18 protein-coding genes are annotated in these 22252 nt (G+C 73.7%); 9 read left to right on the forward strand and 9 right to left on the reverse strand.

Translation table 11 applies throughout. The features are described 5' to 3' along the window. Nucleotides 1–4: 4 nt before the first annotated feature. From WMF46_RS38875 to WMF46_RS38885, 3 genes are all read left to right on the forward strand, one after another. On the forward strand, nucleotides 5–2947 hold the full coding sequence (locus WMF46_RS38875) for a GYF domain-containing protein (RefSeq protein WP_437981840.1): 2943 nt from the start codon (nucleotides 5–7) through the stop codon (nucleotides 2945–2947). Next, nucleotides 2938–3786 carry a hypothetical protein gene (locus tag WMF46_RS38880; RefSeq protein WP_437981841.1) on the forward strand — a complete coding sequence of 283 codons (849 nt, stop codon included), beginning with the start codon at nucleotides 2938–2940 and terminating at the stop codon, nucleotides 3784–3786. The genes WMF46_RS38875 and WMF46_RS38880 overlap by 10 nt, the downstream gene beginning before the upstream one ends. A gap of 212 nt (nucleotides 3787–3998) precedes the next feature. Continuing rightward, complete coding sequence (locus WMF46_RS38885; protein WP_437981842.1) at nucleotides 3999–5468, forward strand: alginate export family protein; 1470 nt, start codon at nucleotides 3999–4001, stop codon at nucleotides 5466–5468. A gap of 137 nt (nucleotides 5469–5605) precedes the next feature. Here the strand turns inward: WMF46_RS38885 and ftsH are convergent, their stop codons facing one another. From ftsH to mnmA, 7 genes are all read right to left on the reverse strand, one after another. Beyond that, entirely contained in the window at nucleotides 5606–7552 is a 1947-nt protein-coding gene (gene ftsH, locus WMF46_RS38890; protein ID WP_437981843.1) for an ATP-dependent zinc metalloprotease FtsH, read from the reverse strand. Nucleotides 7553–7715: 163 nt separating this feature from the next. Then, nucleotides 7716–8717 (reverse strand): tRNA lysidine(34) synthetase TilS, encoded by a 1002-nt coding sequence (tilS, locus tag WMF46_RS38895; protein WP_437981844.1) that lies wholly within the window; start codon nucleotides 8715–8717, stop codon nucleotides 7716–7718. Beyond that, nucleotides 8714–8950 (reverse strand): hypothetical protein, encoded by a 237-nt coding sequence (locus tag WMF46_RS38900; protein WP_437981845.1) that lies wholly within the window; start codon nucleotides 8948–8950, stop codon nucleotides 8714–8716. The genes tilS and WMF46_RS38900 overlap by 4 nt, the downstream gene beginning before the upstream one ends. Nucleotides 8951–9068: 118 nt before the next feature. Beyond that, a complete protein-coding gene (locus WMF46_RS38905) occupies nucleotides 9069–10472 on the reverse strand; it encodes a class I SAM-dependent RNA methyltransferase (protein ID WP_437981846.1) in 1404 nt (467 codons plus the stop codon). Further along, entirely contained in the window at nucleotides 10469–12745 is a 2277-nt protein-coding gene (locus tag WMF46_RS38910; RefSeq protein WP_437981847.1) for a protein kinase domain-containing protein, read from the reverse strand. Before WMF46_RS38910 ends, WMF46_RS38905 begins: the two co-directional genes overlap by 4 nt. A 190-nt stretch (nucleotides 12746–12935) precedes the next feature. Then, nucleotides 12936–13589, reverse strand: a complete 654-nt coding sequence (locus WMF46_RS38915; RefSeq protein WP_437981848.1) for a hypothetical protein — start codon at nucleotides 13587–13589, stop codon at nucleotides 12936–12938. Continuing rightward, the gene (gene mnmA / locus WMF46_RS38920; RefSeq protein ID WP_437981849.1) at nucleotides 13586–14743 is read right to left on the reverse strand and encodes a tRNA 2-thiouridine(34) synthase MnmA; all 1158 of its coding nucleotides are present in this window, start codon (nucleotides 14741–14743) and stop codon (nucleotides 13586–13588) included. Before mnmA ends, WMF46_RS38915 begins: the two co-directional genes overlap by 4 nt. 206 nt (nucleotides 14744–14949) lie before the next feature. On the opposite strand from mnmA, the gene WMF46_RS38925 reads away from it, so the two are divergent. Beyond that, the gene (locus WMF46_RS38925; RefSeq protein WP_437981850.1) at nucleotides 14950–16242 is read left to right on the forward strand and encodes a response regulator; all 1293 of its coding nucleotides are present in this window, start codon (nucleotides 14950–14952) and stop codon (nucleotides 16240–16242) included. A gap of 40 nt (nucleotides 16243–16282) precedes the next feature. Here WMF46_RS38925 and WMF46_RS38930 read toward each other — a convergent pair whose 3' ends face one another. Then, nucleotides 16283–16891, reverse strand: coding sequence for a CPBP family intramembrane glutamic endopeptidase (locus WMF46_RS38930; protein WP_437981851.1), 609 nt, complete (start codon nucleotides 16889–16891; stop codon nucleotides 16283–16285). Nucleotides 16892–16984: 93 nt separating this feature from the next. On the opposite strand from WMF46_RS38930, the gene purQ reads away from it, so the two are divergent. From purQ to WMF46_RS38950, 4 genes are all read left to right on the forward strand, one after another. Beyond that, entirely contained in the window at nucleotides 16985–17710 is a 726-nt protein-coding gene (purQ, locus tag WMF46_RS38935; RefSeq protein ID WP_437981852.1) for a phosphoribosylformylglycinamidine synthase subunit PurQ, read from the forward strand. Then, nucleotides 17707–18513, forward strand: coding sequence for a zinc ribbon domain-containing protein (locus WMF46_RS38940; RefSeq protein ID WP_437981853.1), 807 nt, complete (start codon nucleotides 17707–17709; stop codon nucleotides 18511–18513). The genes purQ and WMF46_RS38940 overlap by 4 nt, the downstream gene beginning before the upstream one ends. Further along, on the forward strand, nucleotides 18491–19792 hold the full coding sequence (locus WMF46_RS38945) for a DNA methyltransferase (protein ID WP_437981854.1): 1302 nt from the start codon (nucleotides 18491–18493) through the stop codon (nucleotides 19790–19792). Before WMF46_RS38940 ends, WMF46_RS38945 begins: the two co-directional genes overlap by 23 nt. Before the next feature lie 165 nt (nucleotides 19793–19957). Continuing rightward, on the forward strand, nucleotides 19958–20299 hold the full coding sequence (locus tag WMF46_RS38950) for a hypothetical protein (protein ID WP_437981855.1): 342 nt from the start codon (nucleotides 19958–19960) through the stop codon (nucleotides 20297–20299). Nucleotides 20300–20354: 55 nt separating this feature from the next. Here the strand turns inward: WMF46_RS38950 and WMF46_RS38955 are convergent, their stop codons facing one another. Next, a complete protein-coding gene (locus WMF46_RS38955; RefSeq protein WP_437981856.1) occupies nucleotides 20355–21644 on the reverse strand; it encodes an NAD(P)/FAD-dependent oxidoreductase in 1290 nt (429 codons plus the stop codon). An 80-nt stretch (nucleotides 21645–21724) separates the two neighbouring features. Here WMF46_RS38955 and WMF46_RS38960 point away from each other — a divergent pair, with 80 nt between their 5' ends. Continuing rightward, entirely contained in the window at nucleotides 21725–22036 is a 312-nt protein-coding gene (locus tag WMF46_RS38960) for a 2Fe-2S iron-sulfur cluster-binding protein (protein ID WP_437904509.1), read from the forward strand. Nucleotides 22037–22252: the final 216 nt, after the last annotated feature.

The following is a 22252-nucleotide window of genomic DNA, read 5'->3' on the forward strand; positions in this document are numbered from 1 at the left end:
CCCGTTGAGCGCGTGGAGATGGACGGATGAGCGTGGCGTCCAGCGGAGCCTGGGCACCGCCGAGCTGCGCAGCGCGCTGGCTGCTGGGATCATTCCAGGCTCCACGCTCGTCTGGCGCAAGGGCATGGACGCCTGGGCGCCCGCGTCCAGGCAGCCGGAGCTCGCCGACGCCGCCCAGCTCCGGCGCAAGCCCGAGGCGCGCACCGCTGCGCCCGAGGGGCCGGCCGCCGGGGTGGAAGAGGCCGCTCGCGAGGACGGCGCGGCGCTGGAGCTCGAGCTCATCGAGGATCTGGGTGCGGCGCCCGCCCGCAGCGGGCAGCCCGTCGGCCCGGCGCCCGCGGAGAGGTCCTCGAACGGGCGGAGGCCCGCGGCGCCGCACGCGAGCCGGGCGACCACGCGACCGAAGCCGCCTCCCCTGCCGCCGCGCAAGCGAGAGTCCATGAGGACGCTCACGGGCGTCGAGGCGCCGGCAGACGCGCCGGCCAGCGGACAGAACGCGCCGATCGTCGTGCCAGCCGCGGGCGGAACGTTCGATGCGGGGGTCGCCCGCGCGATCACCCAGCTCCCCCGTTACGACGGCCCCTCGCCCGGCGACCAGGGACCGACCGAGATCCCGCGCGCGCCGAAGCTCCCCTCGGGGGCGGAGGAACCCGAGGAGACCTCCGCGGGTCAGCGCCCTGCCGCAGACGCAGGCAGCGCCGCGGGAGGCGCCGGCGCGACGACGGACGGCGATGAGCCGGCGCCGCCGAGGCGCGCGGCGGGCGCGGCCGCGCCCAGCAGCCCGGGAACGGCGCCGAGAGCCGCGGGCGGTACGACGTCGCGCGCGGAGGCGAGACCACCCCGGCCGCCGCCTCTCCCCGTCGATCGCGACGCGGCGCCGGCGGGCGCTGCACCGCAGAACGATGGGCGCGGCGGAGCGACGACCGGCGCGGATCAGGGCGCCGGCAAGCCTCTTTCACCGGCGCCGTCGAGCCCCGGTCGCGCCACGAAGCGCCCCGCGCTCACGGGGAAGCGTTCCGTGCCGCCACCTCCAGTTCCGGTCCGGTTCCCCGCGGTCGCCGGGAAGCGGCCTGCAGGCCCGCGCGCGCCCGACGCGTCGGATCAGACGGCGGCCGGCGCAAAGGCCCTCGTCCGTCTCGGAGCGCTCCCCGCGCCGCCGCCGCGCCCCCCTGCGGACGCGCCCCGCGCCACGCCCTTGATCGCAGCGCCCCCCGCGCCGTCGGCCCCGCTGGCGACGCAGACCTTGCCCCTCGCTGCGCCGGCCCCGCCGGCCGAAGCGGCGCCTGTCACGGGCGCCGGCCCCGCGGCGATGGCGTCGCCTGGCTCTCGCCCTGCGAGCCCAGCGACGTCCGCCGACGGTCCCTCGCCCCGCAGCGCCGAGGACACGCCGGCCGCCGACGGCCGCGATCCCGCGGTGAGCCGCGATCGCGGCGACGCCCCGGAGCCCTCCACCACGGTGCTGCGCCGCGAGAGCCCGGAGCTCCCCACGCCGCCCGTGCCCAGCGAGACGAAGCGCTCTCCTCTGGCCGCCGAGGCGCCGATGGGGCGCCGCGAGTATGCGACGATCCCGTCGGTCGGCGTCGGATCGAGCGCGTCGCAGGGGCACCCGGCGATGCGCTCGTGGCCGGGGCTGCCGGGGCTGCCGAACCCGCAGCGCAGCGCGACGGCTGCCGACGCGCTCCAGGCCTCGGGCCAGCGCTCGGATCGGGGCTCTGTCCCCGGATCGGGCAACGGCCCGCAAGCGCTCAACCCGCGCGCGCTCGCGGCGCGACGCGGCGACGGCAAGGGGCTCTCTGCAGCGGTGACCGTGCCGGTCTCGTCGCTCATCGGCCTCTGCGGGGCGGCGCTGCTCATGAGCGTCGTCGCCTTCTTCGCGGGCCGCCGCTCCGTCACGACCGCGCGCCAGTCGCCGGTCGGGACGGCGCGCACGACGCTCGGCGCAGCGCAGGACGCCGCGCGCTCGGCGATCCCCGTCCCGCCGAAGCCTTGCTGGGTGGCGCGTCAGCCCCAGCCCTGGGCGCCGCTCGTTGCGAAGAGCATCCCCTTCGAGGTCACGGCGACGAAGGGCGGCAAGCTCGTGGTGGGGTACGCGAAGAGCCCCATGGAGGCCGTGGGCCTCGAGATCGATCCCGCGACCGGGGAGCGGAGCGAGCGGTTCTCGAACCGAGAGGCCGCCGACATCGTGAGCATCTCGCCGGTCGAGGAGCGCTTCACCGTCCTCACGGCAGCGCAGCAGGCCATCCGCTCTCCCGTCAGCGTGCCGGGGCCGAGATCGTTCGTCGTCGGTCTGGCGGACGGCGCTCTGGTGGCGGCCGATGCTCCCGACGCCGCCCCCTCCCCGCTCTGGCCGGTGCAAGGGGATGAGCCGCTCGAGGCGCCGCGCGCGCTCGCGGCCGGCGCCAGCGGCTACGCCGTCGCATTCCGCCGCGAGAAGGCCGTGTGGGCAGGCTGGCTCGACGCCGAGCGCAAGCCCGTCGGCGAGCTCACCCGGGTGATCGGCTCCGGAGGCTCGATCGGCAAGCCATCGCTCGGATGGAACGAGCGCGCGCTCGCCGTCGTCTTTGCCGATCGGCCAGCGGACGGGCGATGGGAGATCCGCGCCGGGCAGGCCGCTCCGGGCACCATCCCCAGGTCGACCCAGGTGATCCCGCTCCCTTCCGGCGGCCCCGGGGGAGACGCCTTCGCGCCGGATATCGCGGGGCTCGGCGATGGACGCTGGCTCCTCGTGTGGACCGAGGGCCCGCCGGGGAGCCGCGCCATGCGCGCGCAGACCCTGGCCGCCAACTTCTCCCCCATCGGGGATCCGATCGCGCTCTCGCCGCCGGCTGGGAACTTCGGGCAAGGCGTGCTCGGCGTATCGTCGCGCTCGGGTTACGTGGGCGTGGTGTTCCTCTCGAAGCCTGCCGCGAGCTACGAGCTCTGGGGGGTCATCCTCCAATGCGGGTGACGAGGCCGCCGGGCCGCGCGAGCCGGCTCCGCGTGGCGGCGCTCGCGCTGCTGCTCGTCGCGCCGCACGCACCCCTGCTCGCCGCGTGCACCGCGCAGGTCTCGCTGCTCGATCAGGGACAGGCCCTGCGCACGGGCAAGCAGCCCTACGACGAGTTCTTCGAGGCCACCCGGGCGCTCCGCGACGAGTCGCTGAAGGCCGAGGAGCTCTCGAGCGCGGCGCCGGCCGAGCTGTCGCGCGCGCTCGGGCTCGATCCGAAATCGGACCGCAAGGCGGCGCTCGAAGCGGCGCGCGCGCGCGCGGCGGAGCTCCGCGCGGCGGGCGTGCTGCTCCAGGTCGAGCTCGTGCCAGAGGCGCGGATCGTGAGCGCCCGAGGCGGGCGCTCGCTGGACGCGGAGGACAGGGACACCATCGCGGCGTTCGAGGCGTCCTTGAAGAGCTCCCTCGCGACGTCGAAGCAGCTCGGCGAGCTGTCAAACCGCGCCGCGGAGCTCGAGAAGAAGCGGGCGTCGCTTTCGGCCACGTGGGCAGAGGCGCTCGCGGACGATCCGCAGCGTCGCGAGGTGAAGCACGAGCTCGAGGCGGCCGAGCGGGTGATCGCGGAGGCGGGCGCGGCCGCGGATCGACACGCCGGCAGGGCGTCGAAGCTCGCGCTCGATCTGGTGCTCGCCGTCGATTCGGGCGACGCTCCGGCGCGGCGGAGCGCGGCGAGCCGACCGCCGACGAGGCAACCCGCCGCGGGCGTGAAGGCGCCGCCCCGGCGCGGGAGCAGCACGGGGGCCGCCCCGAAGCCGCCGAAACCACCGACGTCGCACGGCGAGGACGATTTCGATCCCTGACGTCGTCGGCACCGCGCGCCGCGCACGCCGCACGGCGCGCGCGCTGGCCCCGCTGGACGCCGGGGAGGAGCGGAGCCGCTTCCCCACTTGTCCGACGCGCATCGAGACGCCTATCCTCGCGCGAGCGATCCAGGAGCGCGGCCCGCCTGAACGCCGCGGCCCTGGCCGCACATCTGCAGTTCGACGCCCCCGCGCTCCGGCCCTCCTCGCTGATGATCCGATCCCTGCCGTTCGCCTCCATCGCTCTGGGATCGGCGCTCCTCGCGCTCACGTTCGCGCCCAGGAGGGCGGCGGCGCAGGCGTCGCCGCAGTCGGAGGGCTTGGCCGTCGGCGGGTTCACGTTCCGCCCCTCGGTGGAGCTCCGGCTCCGCGGAGAGTTCCGCCGGTACCCGGTCGACACGGGCGGCGACGTCTACAGCTCGAACGCGGTGCTCGCCGAGGGCTTCGGAGGCGCGCTGCCGCCGCTCAGCGACACGGGCAACGTCGTCAAGACGCAGTGGTTCTTCGCCCAGCGCGCGCGCCTCGGGCTGAGCGTCGAGCGCGGCCCCGTCACGGGCGTCGTCACGCTGCAGGACGCGCGCCTCTGGGGGAACGACGACGCGATCTTCGTCGGGCCGGGCGAGCCGGCCCTCCCGGAGACGGCGCCGTACGAGGCGTACATCGATCTCCGCGCGCGCTCGGGACGCCGCGCCTTCATCCGGGTGGGCCGGCAGCGGATCGCGTGGGGAGATGGCCGCCTCGTCGGAGCGGACGACGAGACGCTCACGGGGCGATCGCTCGACGCGGTGCGCGCAGGGCTGCAGCTCGGCAACGTCGACCTCGAGGCGATGGCCGTGCTCCTCGCCGCGCCGGGAGGCGCCCCGCCCGAGGTGGCGGGGACGCGCAAGCCCATCGCCGCCGGGACAGGGGCCCAGCTCTACGGCCTGAACGCGATCTGGCGGCTCGCTCCCCTGCTCCACCTCGAGGCCACGGCGCTCGCGCGCATCACCCGGGAGCCGCGCCCGACCTGGCTCACTCCCGGTGACACCGTCGTCCTCGACGCGCGCGTCTCCGGCGACCGCCGGGGCTTTCGCTACGCGATCGAGGGGGCGTACGAGCTCGGTCGTGTGGCCACGTTCGCGGCCGACCGCGCTCTCGGCGCCTTCGCGGCCGCAGCGCGGGCAGAGCTCGAGACAGCGCTCCCCGCCCACCTCACCTTCAGCGCCCGCGGCGCTTACGCGACGGGCGACGATGGCGCGCTCGCGGTGGGCGAGACGCAGCGCCGCTTCGATCCGATCCTGCCCGACGCGCAGAACAACCACGGCCCCATGGGGCTCTACGCGTGGTCCAACGTGATCGAGGGGGGCGGAAGCGTCCGCGCCTCGCCCTTCGACCCGCTGACCGTCTCCGCCGGATACACGTTCGTCGGCCTCGCCTCTCCAACAGGCAGGTGGGTGACAGCGCGCCTCCTCCCTGTCGGCGCCGCCAGCGACAACGAGAGCCGAACGCTGGGCCACGAGATCGACGTCTCGCTCGCCTTGCAGGCGTGGGAGCCGCTGCGCCTCGCGCTCGGCTACGGCCTGTTCATCTTCGGTGACGGCGCCCAGGCGATCTTCACGAAGGCGAACCGCGCGCACGACGACGGCCGCCCGGCGGATCTGCAGCAGTGGGCATTCCTGCAGGCAACGCTGACCGCCCCCTGAGGCGATCCCGGGAGCGCGCGCCGCTTTTCTGCTGGGGAAGGGAATCGAGGGGGCTCGAGGCGCCGCGCCGTCCCGCGTGGCGCCGCAGGTACGCGGGGGGCCGCCCGAGGCATCGGGCGCCGCCCCGCGCTTCGGGATCAGGTGCTCGGGGCGGGCTTCGGGGTGCCGAAGATGCTCGCCGCGCGGCGCTTCTCCTTGGCGGCGCGATCCCGGTCGCTGTAGCTCGGGATCACGACGCGCTGGCGCTGCGGCAGCTCGCGGCCCCCGACGATGGCGTCGACCTCCTCGGCGTCCAGCGTCTCGCGCTCGAGGAGCGCAATGGCGAGCCGCTCGAGGATCTCGCGGTTGTCCGTGAGGAGCTGCCGCGCCTCGGCGTGGGAGTCGAGGATGAACCGGCGCACCTCGTCGTCGATCTGGTTGGCGATCGTCTCCGAGTAGTCGCGGCGCCGGCTCGTGAAATCGCGCCCGAGGAACACGCTCTCCTCGTCAGAGCCGTACGAGATCGGCCCGATCACGTCGCTCATGCCGAACTCGGTCACCATGCGCCGCGCGAGGTTCGACGCCTGCTTGATGTCGTTGCCCGCGCCCGTCGTGAACTGGCCGAACACGATCTCCTCCGCCACGCGGCCGCCCATCAGCACCGACAGCCGCGCCTTGGCGAAGTCGCGCGACATGCTGAGCCGGTCCTCTTTCGGCAGCTGCTGCGTGAGGCCGAGCGCCGGGCCGCGCGGGATGATCGTCACCTTGTGGACCGGATCCGAGAACTTCTCCAGGAGCTTCGCGACGAGCGCGTGCCCGGCCTCGTGGTAGGCCGTGGTCCGCTTCTCCTCGTCGCTGATGACCATGCTGCGGCGCTCGGCGCCCATCAGCACCTTGTCCTTGGCCATCTCGAAGTCGGCCATCGAGACGACGTCCTTGTCCTGACGCGCCGCGAGGAGGGCCGCTTCGTTGACCAGGTTCTCGATGTCGGCGCCGACGAACCCGGGCGTGCCCCGCGCCAGGATCTCCATGTCGACGTCCGGACCGAGCGGGACCTTCTTCGTGTGGACCCGGAGGATGCCCTCGCGGCCGCGCACGTCGGGGCGGTTCACGACGATGCGCCGGTCGAAGCGGCCAGGCCGCAGGATCGCCGGGTCGAGGACGTCGGGGCGGTTCGTCGCGGCGACGATGATCACGCCCTCGTTCGACTCGAAGCCGTCCATCTCGACGAGCAGCTGGTTCAACGTCTGCTCGCGCTCGTCATGACCGCCGCCGAGCCCCGCGCCGCGGTGGCGGCCGACCGCGTCGATCTCATCGATGAAGATGATGCACGGCGCGTGCTTCTTGCCCTGCTCGAACAGGTCGCGCACCCGGCTCGCGCCGACGCCGACGAACATCTCGACGAAATCCGAGCCGGAGATCGAGAAGAACGGCACACCCGCCTCGCCGGCGATCGCGCGCGCGAGCAGCGTCTTGCCCGTCCCGGGGGGGCCCATCATCAGGACGCCCTTCGGGATCCGGCCGCCGAGCTTCTGGAACTTCTTCGGGTCCTTGAGGAACGCGATGATCTCCTCGAGCTCGTCCTTCGCCTCGTCGATGCCCGCGACGTCGGCGAACGTCACCTTGTTCTGCGCCTCGCTGAGCAGCCGGGCGCGCGACTTGCCGAAGCTCATCGCCTTGCCGCCGCCGGCCTGGAGCTGACGCATGAACAGATAGAACATCACGAGCAGGAAGACCGTCGGCAGGAGGTACATGATCGCCCCCGGCCAGAACGGCGACGTCTCCTCCTTCTCGAAGAACACCGCGACCTTGTTGTCGACGATCGTCTTCGTGATCTCGTCGGCGTTGTCAGGCCCGATCGTGACCTTCTTCGTCTTCGTCCCGCTCTTCGGATCCTTGACCCAGAAGGTGTACTCGCGGTCCTTGATCGTGACCGACTCGACGTGCGGATCCTTGTCCTTGGCCTCGACCTGGACCTGGGCCATGAACTCGCTGAACGCGACTTGTGTGGCGGGCCGGGAATCCGGGCTCAAGAACTGCCAGATCGCCAAGAACATCATGATCAGCAGAACCCAGAGCAGCAGCGTCTTGTGCGATTGCTTCACGAGGACCCTCTAAGCTCGCGCGGCGAGCCGGCGTGTACTGAAATTGTACGCGTGTTCCAGTCAGCATGCCACCCGTCAGCTCGGTCGTCGACCGCGGGTCTCCACCGTGGTGACACGGCGAAAAAAGGGGGCTCGACAGGGGCCGCGGGTGGGGTGCATGCGGTCAGGTCCCGCGACGCGCAGACCCATCCTCGATAAGCACGCTGGACTCCTCTGGAAAGCCCACGGCGATCTCTTCGCCGCCGCGAACCCGGACGCGCAGCGGCCGCCCCAGCTTGCGAGCCCGCTCGATCGCGAATCGCTGCGCCCGACCGAGCGGAATCGACAGCGACTCGCTGCCGTCGAGGACGTCTGGATCGTCGCCAGGCGGCCGATCTCGCCCGGCGACAAGCATGTCCGAGAGCGCGCAGAGGTGCTCGACGATCGCCGGTGATAGGTCCTCGAGGAGCGGGAGGAGCTCGCGGCGGACGCGAACGCGGGTGAAACGGGGATCCCGGTTGCTGGGATCCTCGGCGAACGCCAGTCGATGTCGGCCGAGGTGAGCCAGGATATCGGCGCGGCGGGCCTGGAGTAAGGGGCGGATGAGCTCGATGCTCGCCGCCGAGCCCGGCTCCACGTCGCCGCACGCCGCGCCGGCGACGTCGGACGGGAGCGGAGCGCGCGGCGGCAGGACGGCGAGCCCACGCGGCCCCGCGCCCCGCAGCAGGCGCAAGAGCACCGTCTCGGCCCGGTCGTCCGCGGTATGGCCGGTCGCGATCGCGCGGGCGCCGTGCGCCGCCGCGGCGGCTGCCAGCGCTGCAAACCGGGCGGCGCGCGCCCTGGCCTGGAGGTTCGCGCCGGGCGCCACGTTCACGCGGGTCTCGGCGTAAGGGACCCCGAGCTGCTCGGACAGGTCGCGCGCGATCGCGAGCTCGGCCGCGGCCGCGGCGCGGAGGCCGTGGTCGACGCCATGCGCGACCACCTCGTGGCCGATGCGCCGCCGGAGCAGCGAAAGGACGTGCAGCAGGGCGGTCGAGTCGGGGCCTCCGGAGCAGGCGCAGAGCACGACGTCGCCGCGAGCGAGCAGCCGCTCGTCCCGGATCAGCCGCTCGGCGAGGCGGATCAGCGACGGGGGGTGCGACCGGCCCCGCCTGGGCGGCGGGGGAGGTCCAGCAGGAGGGCTCATCGCAGCTCGAACGCTTTGCAGAAGATGATCTCGTCGCGATCCTCGAGCGAGGTGCTCAGGTGCGGCGCGACCGGGTAGCCAAGCGAGCAACGAGGCCCGCGGCCAGGCGACCCGGAGCCCCCCTCGTCGGGATCGGGGACCACCGGCTCGAACGAGGCGCAATCGGGGCAGGCGAACACGAGGCGATAGCGCCGCGCCTCTTCGCGGAGTCGATCGTCGAGGTGGTGAATCATCCCTGGCAGCGTAGCGCAAGCCGCCGGGCGACGGCGCCACGCGGCCGCGCGCGGCCCTCCGGCCGAGCTCGGCGGAGCAGCGCTCGGCGCGGCGAGCAGGCCGGCATGCCCGCGCGGATCAGCGCGCTGATCTGCGGGCGCGGGAGAGCCGCACGATCGACTCGATATGGCTCGTCTGGGGAAAGAGCTCGACCGCCTCGATGTCCGTGATCTCGAAGCCGCCGCGGAGGATCCCGCCGAGATCGCGCGCGAGGGTGGCCGGATCGCAGGAGACGTAGACGACCACACGCGCGCTCGAGGCGGCGATCGCGCGCGCCGCGCCGGGGGCCCCGCTGCGCGGCGGATCCAGCACCACGACGTCGGTGCGCGCCGGGATCGGGTACTGATCGGCGTCCGCCTCGATCGCCTTGCCGGCGAGGCCCCGAGCGGCGAGGTTCTGCCGCAGGCAAGCGACCGCTGCGGACGAGAGCTCGACGGCCGTGAAGGACGCGGGCCCCGGCGGGCCCGAGGCCGCGGCCCCGGCGGGCTCGGCGGCCGGGGACGGGGAGGGTCGCAGCGCGCCGCGCGCGAGCAGCACGGAGAGCGTCCCGCTCCCGGCGAACAGCTCCAGGACGTGCGGCGGCCGGGTGGAGTCGAGGTGGGCAAGCTCGGCGGCGCGGCGGGCGAGGACGGCTGCCCCCTCCTCGGACGGCTGACCGAAGCCGCCCGGCGCGAGGAACAGCGGCAGGCCGTCCGCTCCCAGGATCGCGGGCCGCGGATCGCCGAACGACGCGGCCTCGCGCGCGCCGTCGAGCGTGACGCGGGCGCCGGCCCACTCCCCGCGCGCCGTGCGCTCGTCCAGCCGCTGCCAAACGGCCGGCGGCAGCTGCCCACGCCACATGATCTCGACCACCGGGCGGCTCGAGGCGCCCAGCGAGATCAGGACATCGCCCTCCCCCACGGCTCCATGGAGGACGCCGGGCAGCTCGCCGGCGAGCGGCGCGATCGCGTCGACAAGCACCACGCAGCGATCGACCGCCGCCACCGCGTGCGTCCTCGGCGCGCGATACCCCACGCGCACCTCGCCGCGCTCCGCGCGCGCGAACAACCTCGCCCGCGACCGGTAGCCGAGCGAAAGGGGGGCCGGATGGACGCGGATCGGCGGCAGATCGGCCTCGGCGAGCGACGTCGCCCGCGCGATGGCTTGCCGGACGATCTGCTCGTGCGCGGCCTGCTGCGCCTCGATACGGACGTGCATCCAGTCGCAGCCGCCGCAGGCGTCAGCGAAGCGGCACGGCGGAGCGACGCGGTCGGCGCTCGGCTCGACGACACCGAGGAGCCTGCCCCTCGCCGGGCGTGCGCTCCTGTCGAGCTCGACCTCGACAAGATCACCCGGAGCGGTCCCAGGGACGAAGACGACCTCGCCCGCGAGCCGACCGACCCCCGCGCCTCCGGCGGCCAGCGCCTCGATACGCAGCTGAGCTCGCTCGCCGGGGCGGTGCCGCGCCCTGGCGCCGTTCGAGCGGCGGTGGACAGACTTCATCCCTTCATCGTAAGGCGCTGCAGGCGGATCCGGCCGGAGTAGACGAAGGACGCTCGGTCGCGGACAGCGAGGCCGCGCGCGCGCCCGTCCCCCGCGGCGCTCCCCGGCACGCAGGAGCTCGACTGGCCCGTGGTGGTCGCGTCCGTCGAGGCGGGCGACGCAGGGACAGCGTCCACGCCCCCGGAGGGCGAGGGCTGCACGGCGCTCGTCTTCATGTAGATCAGCGCGCCGATGCCGAGCACGCACAGCACGGTGAGGGTGATGACGGCGACGAGCACGAGCGTGTTCCTGCCGTTCCCCTTGGACGCCGCGTCCTGCGTGGCGGCCCAGATGGCCGCCGGATCCGGGCGCGGCAGGGAGAGCGCGGTCTCGATCTGCGACTGTGGAGGCTGCGCTGTCGCCGCGGACGCGAACAGCTGGGCCTGCCCCACGGTCATCGGCGCCTGGGCCGCCTGCACCGGCGAGCTGACAGGGGGCGCATGGGCTGCGGCATGGCCCTGGCCATTGAAGGGGAGCGCGTACGGGACTGCAGCGTGCGCCGGCGACGGCGCGGCGACGGCCGGGGTCCTTGTCATCCGCGCGTGACGCGCAGGCTCGCTCACGCCCTGCAAAACCGGCGGTGGATCCTGCGACGGGAGCGCGAGCGTGGACGCGAGCGGGTTGCCCAGATCGCTGTCGAGGAGGCCTCCCTTGGGGAGGGGCGCGAGCGCGCCTGTGTCGAAGTCGCGCGGAGCGTACGGGCTCGCGGAGAGCGGAGGCGGAGCAGGATCGTGGCCGCCGGGCACGCGCGGTGGGCTCGGGTAGGCGGGCGAAAAGCCGGGGCGCGCCGTCGGCATACCAGGGCGCACCGTGGCAATGCCGGACTGGACGCCGGCCTGGCGAGGCTGCGCTGGCGCCGGCTCGGGCACCATGCCGGCCGCCGGGCGCACCATCGGGCGCTCCCCATGCGGAAGGGAGCGCACCGGCTCGGCTTGCTCGCGCGTCGCGACCGTCGTCGGGACATCCTCATCGTCATCCATCAGCGATGAGGCGACCATCTGCCGGTCGTCCACGTCCCTCGGCTGCGGGCGCCCGACCGGCGCGATCCCGCTCGCCGGCGGAGCGTTGTGCCGCAGGATCTGCGGCGGCGTGAGGCGCTGCTGCGGCTCAGGCTCCCGACCGCGGCTGCGCAGCCCGACGCTGTCCGTGGCCGTCGTCGAGCTGCGCGCGCGCACCTGCTCGACGTTGATGGTGGACGTCACCTCGGCCGCCCACGCGAGGTGCGCCTCGCGCTTCTGGATGCGATCGACGAACACCTGCTGCACGAAGTGCGCGACCTCTTCGGAGCCAACGAAGACCCCGCTCCTCATCAGGAAATTCTGCAGGGCTCGCGAGAACTCACGCGCGGTCTGAAAGCGGTCTTGCTTGTGCTTGGCGAGCGCCTTCATGACCACGCTCTCCAGCTCGATCGGATAGTCGGGCACGATCGTGGACGGCGGCGGGACCACGCAGGCCTGCACCTTCTCGAGCGTGTCGAGATCCGTATCCATCCGGAAGAGGCGCTGGTTCGTCGTGAGCTCCCAGAGGACGACCCCGAGCGCAAACACGTCCGTCGTGCGATCGATCTCGTTGCCGCGCACCTGCTCGGGAGACATGTAGGCCAATTTGCCTTTGAGTGTTCCCGCGCGGGTGGACGACAGCCGGTCGGCCACCTTGGCGATCCCGAAATCCACGACCTTGGTGTAGCCGTCGTAGGTGAGGAACAGGTTGTGCGGCGTGACGTCTCGGTGCACCAGGCCGAGCAGCTGGCCGTTCTTTCCGCGCAGCTCGTGAGCGGCGTGGAGCCCCTCCGCGGCGTCGGAGCAGATGCGCGCGGCGAGCTCGGGCGAGATGCGCAGCCGGCGCTCCTCCGCGCGGCGCATCACCTCCCGGAGCGGCTCGCCGTGGAGGTACTCCATGGCGATCCAGTAGGTGTTGTCGTCCTTCCCGAGGTCGAAGACCTGCGCGACGTTGGCGTGGTTGATGCCAGCCGCGATGCGCGCCTCATCCAGGAACATGTCGACGAACTGATCGTCCTCGACCAGATGAGGGTGGATCCGCTTGATCGCGACCCACTTCTGGAAGCCGCCCGGGCCATCCATGCGAGCCAGGTGAACGCTCGCCATTCCGCCCACCCCGATCTCGTCGACCACACGGTAACGGCCCAGGAAGTAGGTCCCCTGCTGCTTCTCGGACTCCTTCGCGCGCGCTTCGAGCGATGAATGGGTCGACCCGGGGCTTGGAGGTCCGCCCATTCGCGATGCGGGTCGAGGCGGGGGTTGGGGCATGAGCGGTCACTACTTTACCGCGAGTTCGCGGCGCTTTGCCATGTCGTCTCGGCCAGGACACCTTCCAGATGGTCAGCTTCAATCCACCGGGGCGCTGAAGGCGCCTGTCCCGACAGGTAGGACACCACCTGAAACCCAGGACGGAGTCGTGACGGGCTCAGGGGAACGGTTGCCCAGGTTGACCCCGCTCGAAGTAGAAGCGGAACCCCCCGGTGACCCGCGAGAGGAGCTCCCGAGGGATGGCGTCGGCCGGATGACCGAGCCCTGCGTCGCGCGGATCGCCGACCCAGACGTCGAACGTCGCGTCGGTGTACTTGTCGACCGCGTCCGTCTCGTTGGGATCGCCGCTGAACAGCGCCTGGAACTTGATGGTCCCATCGACGGCGTAGAGCACCATGTTCTGGTTGTGGCAGGACCGCTGGAGGTACAGCGCCATGTGCACGAGCGGCGCGAGCCCCTCCGGCTTCGGCGTCGGTGGAGGCGAGCCCGGCAGCTCGACGCCAGGCGGGAGCCCGACGCTCAGGTCGACGTCGAGCTTGTTCACGGTCCCGTCCCCGCGGATGAGGTCGACGTCGTCGATCAGGACCGCGAGCCCGTCCGAGATCTCCTGCAGGTCGCTGCCCCGCTGCACCCGGACCTGCAAGGTGGAGCGGTAGGGGACCGCAGCGAAGAAGTCCGGGTTCATGTCGTAGCTGTCGTCCCAGCAGCCGGCCGCGCGCAGCCGTTCGCTGACGACCTCGCCTTCCCCCTGCCCGAGCGAGCACCCGAGCGAGAGCGCGCAGGCGAGGGGCGCGAGCGCACGGGCCCTCATGACGCCGCCTGCGAGCGAAGGGCCGCCTTGATGCGGCCTCCCCCGAGGACGCGATCGCCCCGGTAGACCACGGCCATCTGCCCGGGGGAGACGGACCGCACCGGGCTCGCGAACCGCGCCACGAAGCTCTCCACGCCCGTCGCGGGGTCGCGGCGCCGCTCGATGATGCCAGGCGCCGCCTCGTGCCGCGCGCGCACCCGCACCTCGGCCTCCAGGGGGAAGACCGCGTCGTCGCACCACACCGCGTCGGCGATCTCGGCGCCCGTGGCGTACAGATCGCCCTCGTCGCCGAGGTGCACCGCGCCGGACGCGGCGTCGAGGCCCACGACGAACGCGGGCCGGCCGAGCGAGACGCCGATGCCCTTGCGCTGCCCCACCGTGAAGCCGTGCACGCCGCCGTGCGACCCGACCACGCGGCCGTCCCGATCGACGATGGGGCCGGGCCGGAGCCTGTCCGCGGCGCGGTCGGCCACGAACGGCGCGTAACGGCCGGCGGGGATGAAGCAGAGCTCCTGGCTCTCTCCCTTCTCGGCGCCCGGGAGCCCGCGGGCGATCGCCTCGGCGCGCACCTCGTCCTTGGTCGAGTCGCCGAGCGGGAAGAGGAGCCGCGACAGCTCGTCCGACCGGAGCATGTGCAGGAAATAGCTCTGATCCTTGTGCCGATCGCGGCCGCGGTAGAGGCGAGCGCCGCCCTCCTCCAGGACGACCCGCGCATAGTGGCCCGTCGCGACCCACGAGACCCCAAGCCGCTCCGCCAGCGGGAACAGCTCCCGGAGCTTGACCGAGCGGTTGCAGGCCACGCACGGGCTCGGCGTCTCACCCGCGAGGTAGGCCTCGACGAAGGGGTCGACGACGTGCTCGCGGAACAGGGCGCGGCGGTCGAACGTGTAGTGCGGGATCCCGAGGTGGTCGGCGACCCGGCGGGCGTCGTGCTGATCCTCGGGCGCGCAGCAGCGGCTCTTCACGCTGCCGTCGTCGGGGTAGTCCCAGAGGTGCAGCGTCACGCCGACGACCTCGTATCCAGCGTCGCAGAGGCGCGCCGCCGCGACGGACGAGTCGACTCCGCCGCTCATCGCGATGAAGACGCGTGCCCCCGAGGAGGCCCGCTCGCCGGGCCTCGCCGTACCGTCGGCCTCTCGGACCAGAGTTGCCATTTCCGTTCTTATAGCGTGGATTCCTCGCCGCGGCCGGACGCCGCGGGCGAACCCGCGCGGGGTGGCGCGGCGAGCTCGCGCGGGATGCTGCAGCGAGGGCTCGCGCGAGGAGCCGGGACGGCGGCGCGCCGGCGAATGAATGTTCAGGCTGGCTCGCCGCCATTCACCCTTGGCCACCCCCGCAGGGCGCGTGTACCGTCTGCCAGATGCCGAGCGGGGTCGTGCTCGTGATCGAGGACGAGGAGTACATCGCGGACCTGCTCGCCACCGCGATCCGGGAGGCAGGTTACGAGGTCATCTTCTGCGCCACCGCGGAGGCCGGGCTCTCCACCGCCTGCACCCTGGAGCCCGAGTGCATCGTCTGCGACATCGGGCTGCCCGACCACGACGGCTACTGGGTCGCGCGCAACGTGCGCACCCAGCCTTCCCGGGTATCGGTCACCCCCTTCCTGTTCCTCTCCGCGCTCGACGACCAGGAGGCCCGCCTCGAAGGGTTCCACGTGGGCGCCGACGTCTACATGACCAAGCCGTTCCGGGTCGGCGAGGTCGTCGCGCAGATCGGGGCGCTCGTGCAGATGGCGTCACGCCTGCGCCAGCGGCGGGACAGCCTCATGTCCATCCCGACCTCCGTCGATCAGACCGCGATCGAGGGCGATCTCAGCCAGATGTCCATCGCGACCGTCCTCACGGTCCTCGAGATGGAGCGGCGGTCGGGCGTGTTCGAGGTGAGCAGCAAGAAACGTCGGGCTCAGCTGGACATCGCCGAAGGGTGCATCGTCGAGGGGACCGTGGGAGGCACGCGCGCCTCGGCGCTCGCCGCGCTCCGCACCATGCTCAGCTGGAAGGTCGGACGGTTCGCGTTCGTGCCAGGCGTCCGCCCCCTGCCGGCGGAGCGGACATCCATCGCTGCGTACCTGCTCGAGGCGACCCGGCTCGAGGACGAGAGCGCCCGCGTCGAGCTGCCATTCCCGCCGTCGCGACGCCGTCCGGAGCCCCGGAGCGCGACGACGGCGCTCGGCGGGCCGTCGTCCATCCTGGACGACGTCGCGCCGCCGTCGTCGCGGGTCGTGTCCGAGGAGCGCCTGCGCCGCGGGCCCACCCCTCTGCCACAGAGGGGCTCCGATCCCGCCGTGGCGATCGCCGATGGGCCGCCGTCGCTCGAGCTGAACTTCGAGTTCGAGCTGGCGACCCCGGCGGCGCCGCCGACGCTGCCCTCGCTGGCCCGCAGGACGGCGAAGCCGTCGAGCCAGCGCGGCATGCGCGTGGAGGAGAGCGAGCCTCCGACGCTCCCGCGAAGCGGGAGCCGACCGCCGCCCTCGCGACCGTCCCCGCCGGGGCGCGAGCGGCAGAGCGCCGTGGACACGGGCGAGCTCTCCCGCGGGACGCTCACTCCCCCGGAGACCCAGCCGGCAAGCCACGAAGGCCCGCCGCGCGCGACCCCGATCCCCCCGAGACCGGCGCCGGCCAGGCCCCCCCGCCCTGACGCGAAGAAGCGCTGACGGCAGGAAACGGGGACAGCGAGGAAACGGAAGCGCCGATCTAGAGCGTCGGCTGCTGCTCCGCCTCGCCCGGATCGTGATCGCGCAGGTAGCTCAGGTTGACCGCGTTCACGACGGCGTGCGCCAGGATCGGCCCGACGAGCGACCCGGTCGCCGCGAAGATGGCGCCGAGCCCCGCGCCCACGCCCACCGCCCAGCCGATCCACACCCAGCGGCTCGGACCGCGCATCTGGTGCATCAGACCGAAGAGGATCGCGCTCAGCAGCACGCCGAGGAGCGGCGTCAGCAGCCCGCGGAAGAGCAGCTCCTCCCCCAGGCTCGAGAGGCCCGCGAGGAGCAGGATCTGGCCGAGCGAGAAGTCGCGCGCGACCGGGCGGAGCTCCGCGTGCAGGCGCCGGGCCCAGCTGAACCGGGCCACGGCGACGCGCGTCGTCGCGATGACGCCGGCCGCCAGCGCGAGGCCGAGCGCGGCGCTCATCAGCAGCGCGGCCAGCGGAGGCAGCGCGAGCCACGGGCTCGGGTGGATCCACGGCCATCCATCCCGCAGCACCAGGCCCAGCGAGATCGCCAGCGCGGCGAGGACGAGATAGCCGGACGCCGCCTGCACCGTCGCGTCGGTTCGACCGGTCCGCGCCCATCGCGACGCCATGTCCCATCATGGCACGCCGAAAGAAGCCGGTGAAGCCGCGCGCGCCGTCAGGACCCCTGGCCGAGCGCCGGCAACCGGAGTACGTCGACGCCCATGCACGCGACCGTGGTCATCTTCCCGGGCTCCAACGCCGATGCCGAAATGATCCATACGCTCCGCGACGTGCTCCAGGTCCGCACGTCGACCGCATGGCACCGCGACGCCGAGCTCCCCGCAGGCACCGATCTCGTCGCGATCCCCGGCGGGTTCTCCTACGGGGATTACCTGCGCTGCGGCGCCATCGCGCGCACGAGCCAGATCGTCCCCGCCATCCGGCGGCACGCGGAGCGCGGCGGCCTGGTGATCGGCGTCTGCAACGGGTTCCAGATCCTCACCGAGGCGGGGCTGCTCCCGGGCGCCCTCACCCGCAACGCGCACCTCCGCTTCGAGTGCCGCGACGTCTTCGTGACGCCGCGCGCGGAAGGGCCGTTCACGACCGGCCTGCCGCGGGTGCTCCGCCTGCCGATCGCCCACGCCGAAGGGCGCTACCAGGCTGATCCGGAGACGCTCCGCAAGCTCGTCGACGAGCGCGCCATCGCGCTGCAGTACTGCGACCGGGAGGGGCTGGTCGGCGGCGACGCGAACCCCAACGGATCGGCGATGGACATCGCCGGCATCTACGGCGGGCCCCGGCGGAACGTGCTCGGGCTGATGCCGCACCCCGAACGGATGAGCGAGCCCTTCCAGGGCCACGGCAGCGCGGACGGGCGCGCCCTGTTCGACGCCGTGCTGCGCAGCGTGGGCGGCGCCCGCTCGGCCCCCTCCGCGAGCGCGCCGTGAGCGACGCGTCGCCCGGCGCCGCCCGCTGCCGCGTGTGCGACGCGGCGCTCGCGCCGGAGGGCGATCGCTGCCCGCAGTGCGGCGCGGCCGCGCGCGCCGAGGCCTGCCCGCACTGCGGCGGCGTGACCGGCGTCTCGGCGCACCCCGAGCTGCGCTTCGCGTGCGACGCCTGCGGCGGCCCGCGCGTCCCCGTCGCCGACGACCGCGTCGAGCGATCCGGCCGCGAGGTGCCGCTGCTCCAGAAGGCGCGCGCGGCGGCCTCGGCGCGCTCGGTCTGGCGCGCCGCGGCCGTCGCGGCCAGCGCGCTGCTCGGCTTCGAGCTGTTCCTGTTCGCCGTGCTGCTGCTCGTCCTCGGCGCGAGCGTCGGGCTCTTCACCGCCGGCCTCCTCACCATGGCGCCCGTCGGCGCCTTCGCCCTCTGGGCGCTCCGGCGGGCGAAGTCGCGGAGCCGGGACATCGCGCCCTCGCTCGACGCCGCCTGGGTCTCCGTCGCCTCCGACGTCGCCAGCCAGGCCGAGGGCCCGCTCACCGCCGGCGGGCTCGCCTCGACCCTCCGCATCGCCGAGTCCCAGGCCGAGGAGCTCCTCGCCCTGCTGGAGGTCAACGACGTCGTGCGCGGCGCGGTGAGCCCCGCGGGCGAGTTCGGCTATGCGCCGAAGCTGCGCGTCGGCGCGGCGCGCGACGAAGACCGGGGCGAGGCGGGGGCCGAGAGCGTGGCGCACGCCCTCGCCGCCGAAGAAGAAGCCTTCGCCGCCGAGCCCCTGACGCAACGGACCGCCCATGTCGACCCCGCGAAGCGCTGATCCCAAGCCGAAGCCGGGCCCGCCGCAGCAGAAGGCCCGCGCGGGCCGGCCCGCGCCCCAGGAGCGCCGCGCCCTGACCCACATCGGCGGCGCGACGGTGCTCGAGGGCGACCCCGAAAGCGCCGCGAAGCTCGCCCACGCGCTCGACGTGGCCAGCTCGAGCACGGCGGAGGAAGCTGCGCGCGCGCACGTGCACGGGTTCCACAGCTACCCGGCCCGGATGCACCCGGACACCGCCCGCCGGCTGATCGAGGGCCTCTCGAGGCCGGGCGAGCGGGTGCTCGACCCCTTCTGCGGCAGCGGCACCGTCCTCGTCGAGGCCCGGCTCGCGGGCCGGGCGGCGATCGGCGTCGACGCGAACCCGCTGGCCGTGCGCCTCGCCCGCCTCAAGGTGCAGGACAGCACCCCCGGCGAGCGCGAGCGGCTCGTCGCCGCCGCCCGCGAGGTCGCGGCCGCGGCCGATGAGCGCCGCAAGGCGCGCGCCGGTCCGAGCCGCCGGTACGGCCCCGAGGACGTCGCCCTGTTCGAGCCGCACGTGCTCCTCGAGCTCGACGGGCTCCGCGTCGGCCTCGACCGCCTCGCGGGCCACGGCGCCGACGCGCTCCGCGCCGATCTCGAGCTCGTCCTCTCCGCCATCCTGACGAAGCTCAGCCGCCGCACGTCCGACACGTCGGAGCACGAGCTGCCGCGGCGGATCGCCGCCGGCTATCCGGCGCGGCTCTTCATCCGCAAGGCGGAGGAGCTCGCCCAGCGCCTCGCCGAGGTCGCCGCGCCGCTCGCAGCGAGCCCGCCCGCGCTCGTCGAGGAGGGAGACGCGCGCGTGCTCCGCGGCGTCGAGGCCGGCTCCGTCCATCTCGCGATCACGTCGCCGCCCTACCCGGGCGTGTACGACTACCTCGCCCACCACGAGGCGAGGCTGCGCTGGCTCCGGCTCCGCAGCGCCCGCTTCGAGCAGGACGAGATCGGGGCCCGCCGGCACCTCGACCCGCTCGGCCCCGAGGCCGGCCGCGCGCGCTGGCGCGACGAGCTCGGCGGCGTGCTCACCGCGCTCGCGCGCGTCCTCCGGAGCGGCGCGCCGCTCGTGCTGCTGATCGCCGACAGCGTGGTCGCCGGCGCGCCGGTCTACGCGGTCGACGTGGTCAGGGCCGCCGCGTCCGGCGCGCGCTTCGCGGTCCGCGCGGTCGCGTCGCAGCCGCGCCCCCACTTCCACCGCCCCACGGCGCGCGCCTTCCAGCGCCGCCCGCGCCACGAGCACGCCATCCTGCTGATCCGCGCCTGACCCGCCAGGCTCTCCCCGCGGCGCAGGCGCATGGCAGGGCGCCCCGCCGCGCATGAGCGACCGAAAATTGCCCCGCGGCGCGGGCTCATGGCAGGGTGCGCCGGCGTCGGGCAGCGCGTGAGGCGGCCAGCACCGGCCTCCTGCGGCACTCCGGCGCGCGCGACGATGGCGAGAGCTCACCTGGCACTTCTCCTCTGGGGCACCTTCGCCCTCGGCTGCGGCAAGGCAGGCGGCGATCCGGGGAAGGCCGACCTCGACAGCACGGGGGTCGACGCCTGCGACAGCTACCTGGCCGCGATGACCACCTGCGCCGGCAAGCTGCCCGCGGAGAGCAGGAAGAGCCACGAGGCCGCGATCCGGATCACGCGCGACGTGCTCGAGGCCAAGGCGGAGGCCGACGATGAAGCGCTGAAGGGCGACGCGAGGGCGGAGGCGCGCGTCGCGCTCGCGGCCGCCTGCAAGCAGATGAGCGACGCGGTCCTGGACCGCGACGCGTGCGGCCGCTGAGCGCCGGACAGCCGAGCGTGCACGCGGCGAGGCACGCGCGGCCGCCCGCCGCGCTTCACGCGAAGGCGGGCACCTCCGCCGGATACTGCTGCCGGAGGAACGAGGCCCACTGCGGCCGCCGCTCGGCGTGGAACACGTCGCCCGCGAGCATGCTGGTGATGAGCTTGCGCATCGTGGGCCGCTGGTTCGGCTCGAACAGCGTCTCCCGGAACTGGCCTTTGTAAAAGCCCTGAACGACCCCCAGGAAGAGATCGACGGCGTAGCGGATCTCCGCCTCGTAGGCCGAGAACGCGGCGCGCGAGGTGTCCCCGGCGTCGAGCGCGCGGTGGATGGCCGTGGCGGCCAGATCGGCGCCCTTGATGGCGAGGTGCGCGCCCGTCGAGAAGAGCGGGTCGAGGAACCCGCCCGCGTCGCCCACGAAGAGCCATCCGTCTCCGGCGAGCTGGTCGATCCGGTACGAGAAATCGGCGAGCGCCCCCACCGGCCTGATGCGCCGCGCGCTCGCGAGGAACTCCCGCGCCCAGCCGCTCTGCGCGACGGTGCGATCGAAGAGCTCGTCGAGCCCCTCCCCCTTCGCCCGGCTGCGGATCCAGCTCGACGACACCACCGCGCCGACGCTCGTCACCTCGCCGCGGAACGGGATGAACCAGAACCACCCGTGCTCGAAGAGGACGATCTGGATGTCGCCCTGGTGGATCCCCGCCTCGCGGGGCACGCCCTCGTAGTGGGTGAACAGCGCGGTCTTGTCGAGCTCGGCCAGCTGCGCCTTCCGCCGCATCCTCGACGCGAGCAGCGTGTCCCGCCCCGTCGCGTCCACGATCACCGGCGCCCGGAGCTCGACGACGTCGCTCGAGTCGGCGCGCGCGGCCGCGGCCTCCTCCGGCCCGGCGCCGTCGGGTCGAGCGCGGGGCCGCGCGCGCACCCCGACGGCGCGGGGGCCCTCGAACACCACCTCGACGGCCTCCCACGACTCGCGCACCTCCGCCCCGAGCTCCGCGGCGTGGCGGAGCAGCAGCTGGTCGAACGCGTCGCGCTGCACCTGGTAGGCGAACTCGAACCTCGGATCGAACGCGTCGGCGAAGCTGTACGTCCGCGTCCGCCCCGTCGACGAGCACAGGAACCGGGCGCCGTATTTGCGGAGGAAGCGCGCGTCCAGCTCCTCGTCAAGCCCGAGCCGCTCGAAGACCTCGCGGGACAGCGGCAGCAGCGACTCGCCGATGTGAAAGCGAGGGAACCTCTCCCGCTCGAGCACGAGGGCCCGGCGCCCGAGGCGGGCCAGCGATGCGGCGAGCGTCGACCCACCCGGCCCTCCGCCGAGGATGATTGCGTCCCAGCGATCCGTCATCGCTCGTCGTATAGTGCGTGCCGACGCCCGAGAAAATGCGCTCTCGGCGTCGCGCGCCAGGTAGGGAGGAGGGATCGGCGGTGCCCACGGTCGTGTTCGAGGACGGCGCGCTCGGCCCCGCCGTCACCGCGGAGGCGGGAGCCGGCAGGCTCATCGATGTCTGCGACGACGCGCGCGCTCCGATCGTGTTCTCGTGCCGCGACGCGCGCTGCGCCACGTGCCGCGTCGAGGTCGTCGAAGGGGAGCAGCTCCTCGAACCGCCCGCGCGCGGCGAGCGCGATCTGCTCGATCGCTTCGGCGCCCCGCCGCGGCTCCGGCTCGCGTGCCAGGCGGTGCTCCGCGCGGGCCCCGGGCTGGTCCGCTTGCGCGGGGTCGTCGGCCGCGAGGGCTGAGCGGCAGGGGGCCCGCGGCGAGCATCGCGCGCGCCCTCCGTCAGGCACCGCCGCAGCGCGCACGTCCCGACGCGGCGGAGCGCGCTCCGCCGCCCTCGCGATCGTCTGCCCCGGTCGTGCCCTTCCATTGGCGGCACAGGCGAACGGTGTTAAGGCAGGCCCCGTTCTGAGGCCCGGCTCCTCGGGGAGGAGAGCGAGATCAGGCGCACCCCGGAG

The sequence above is a fragment of the Sorangium sp. So ce117 genome (assembly GCF_051524395.1).
Classification (GTDB): domain Bacteria; phylum Myxococcota_A; class Polyangia; order Polyangiales; family Polyangiaceae; genus Sorangium; species Sorangium cellulosum_B.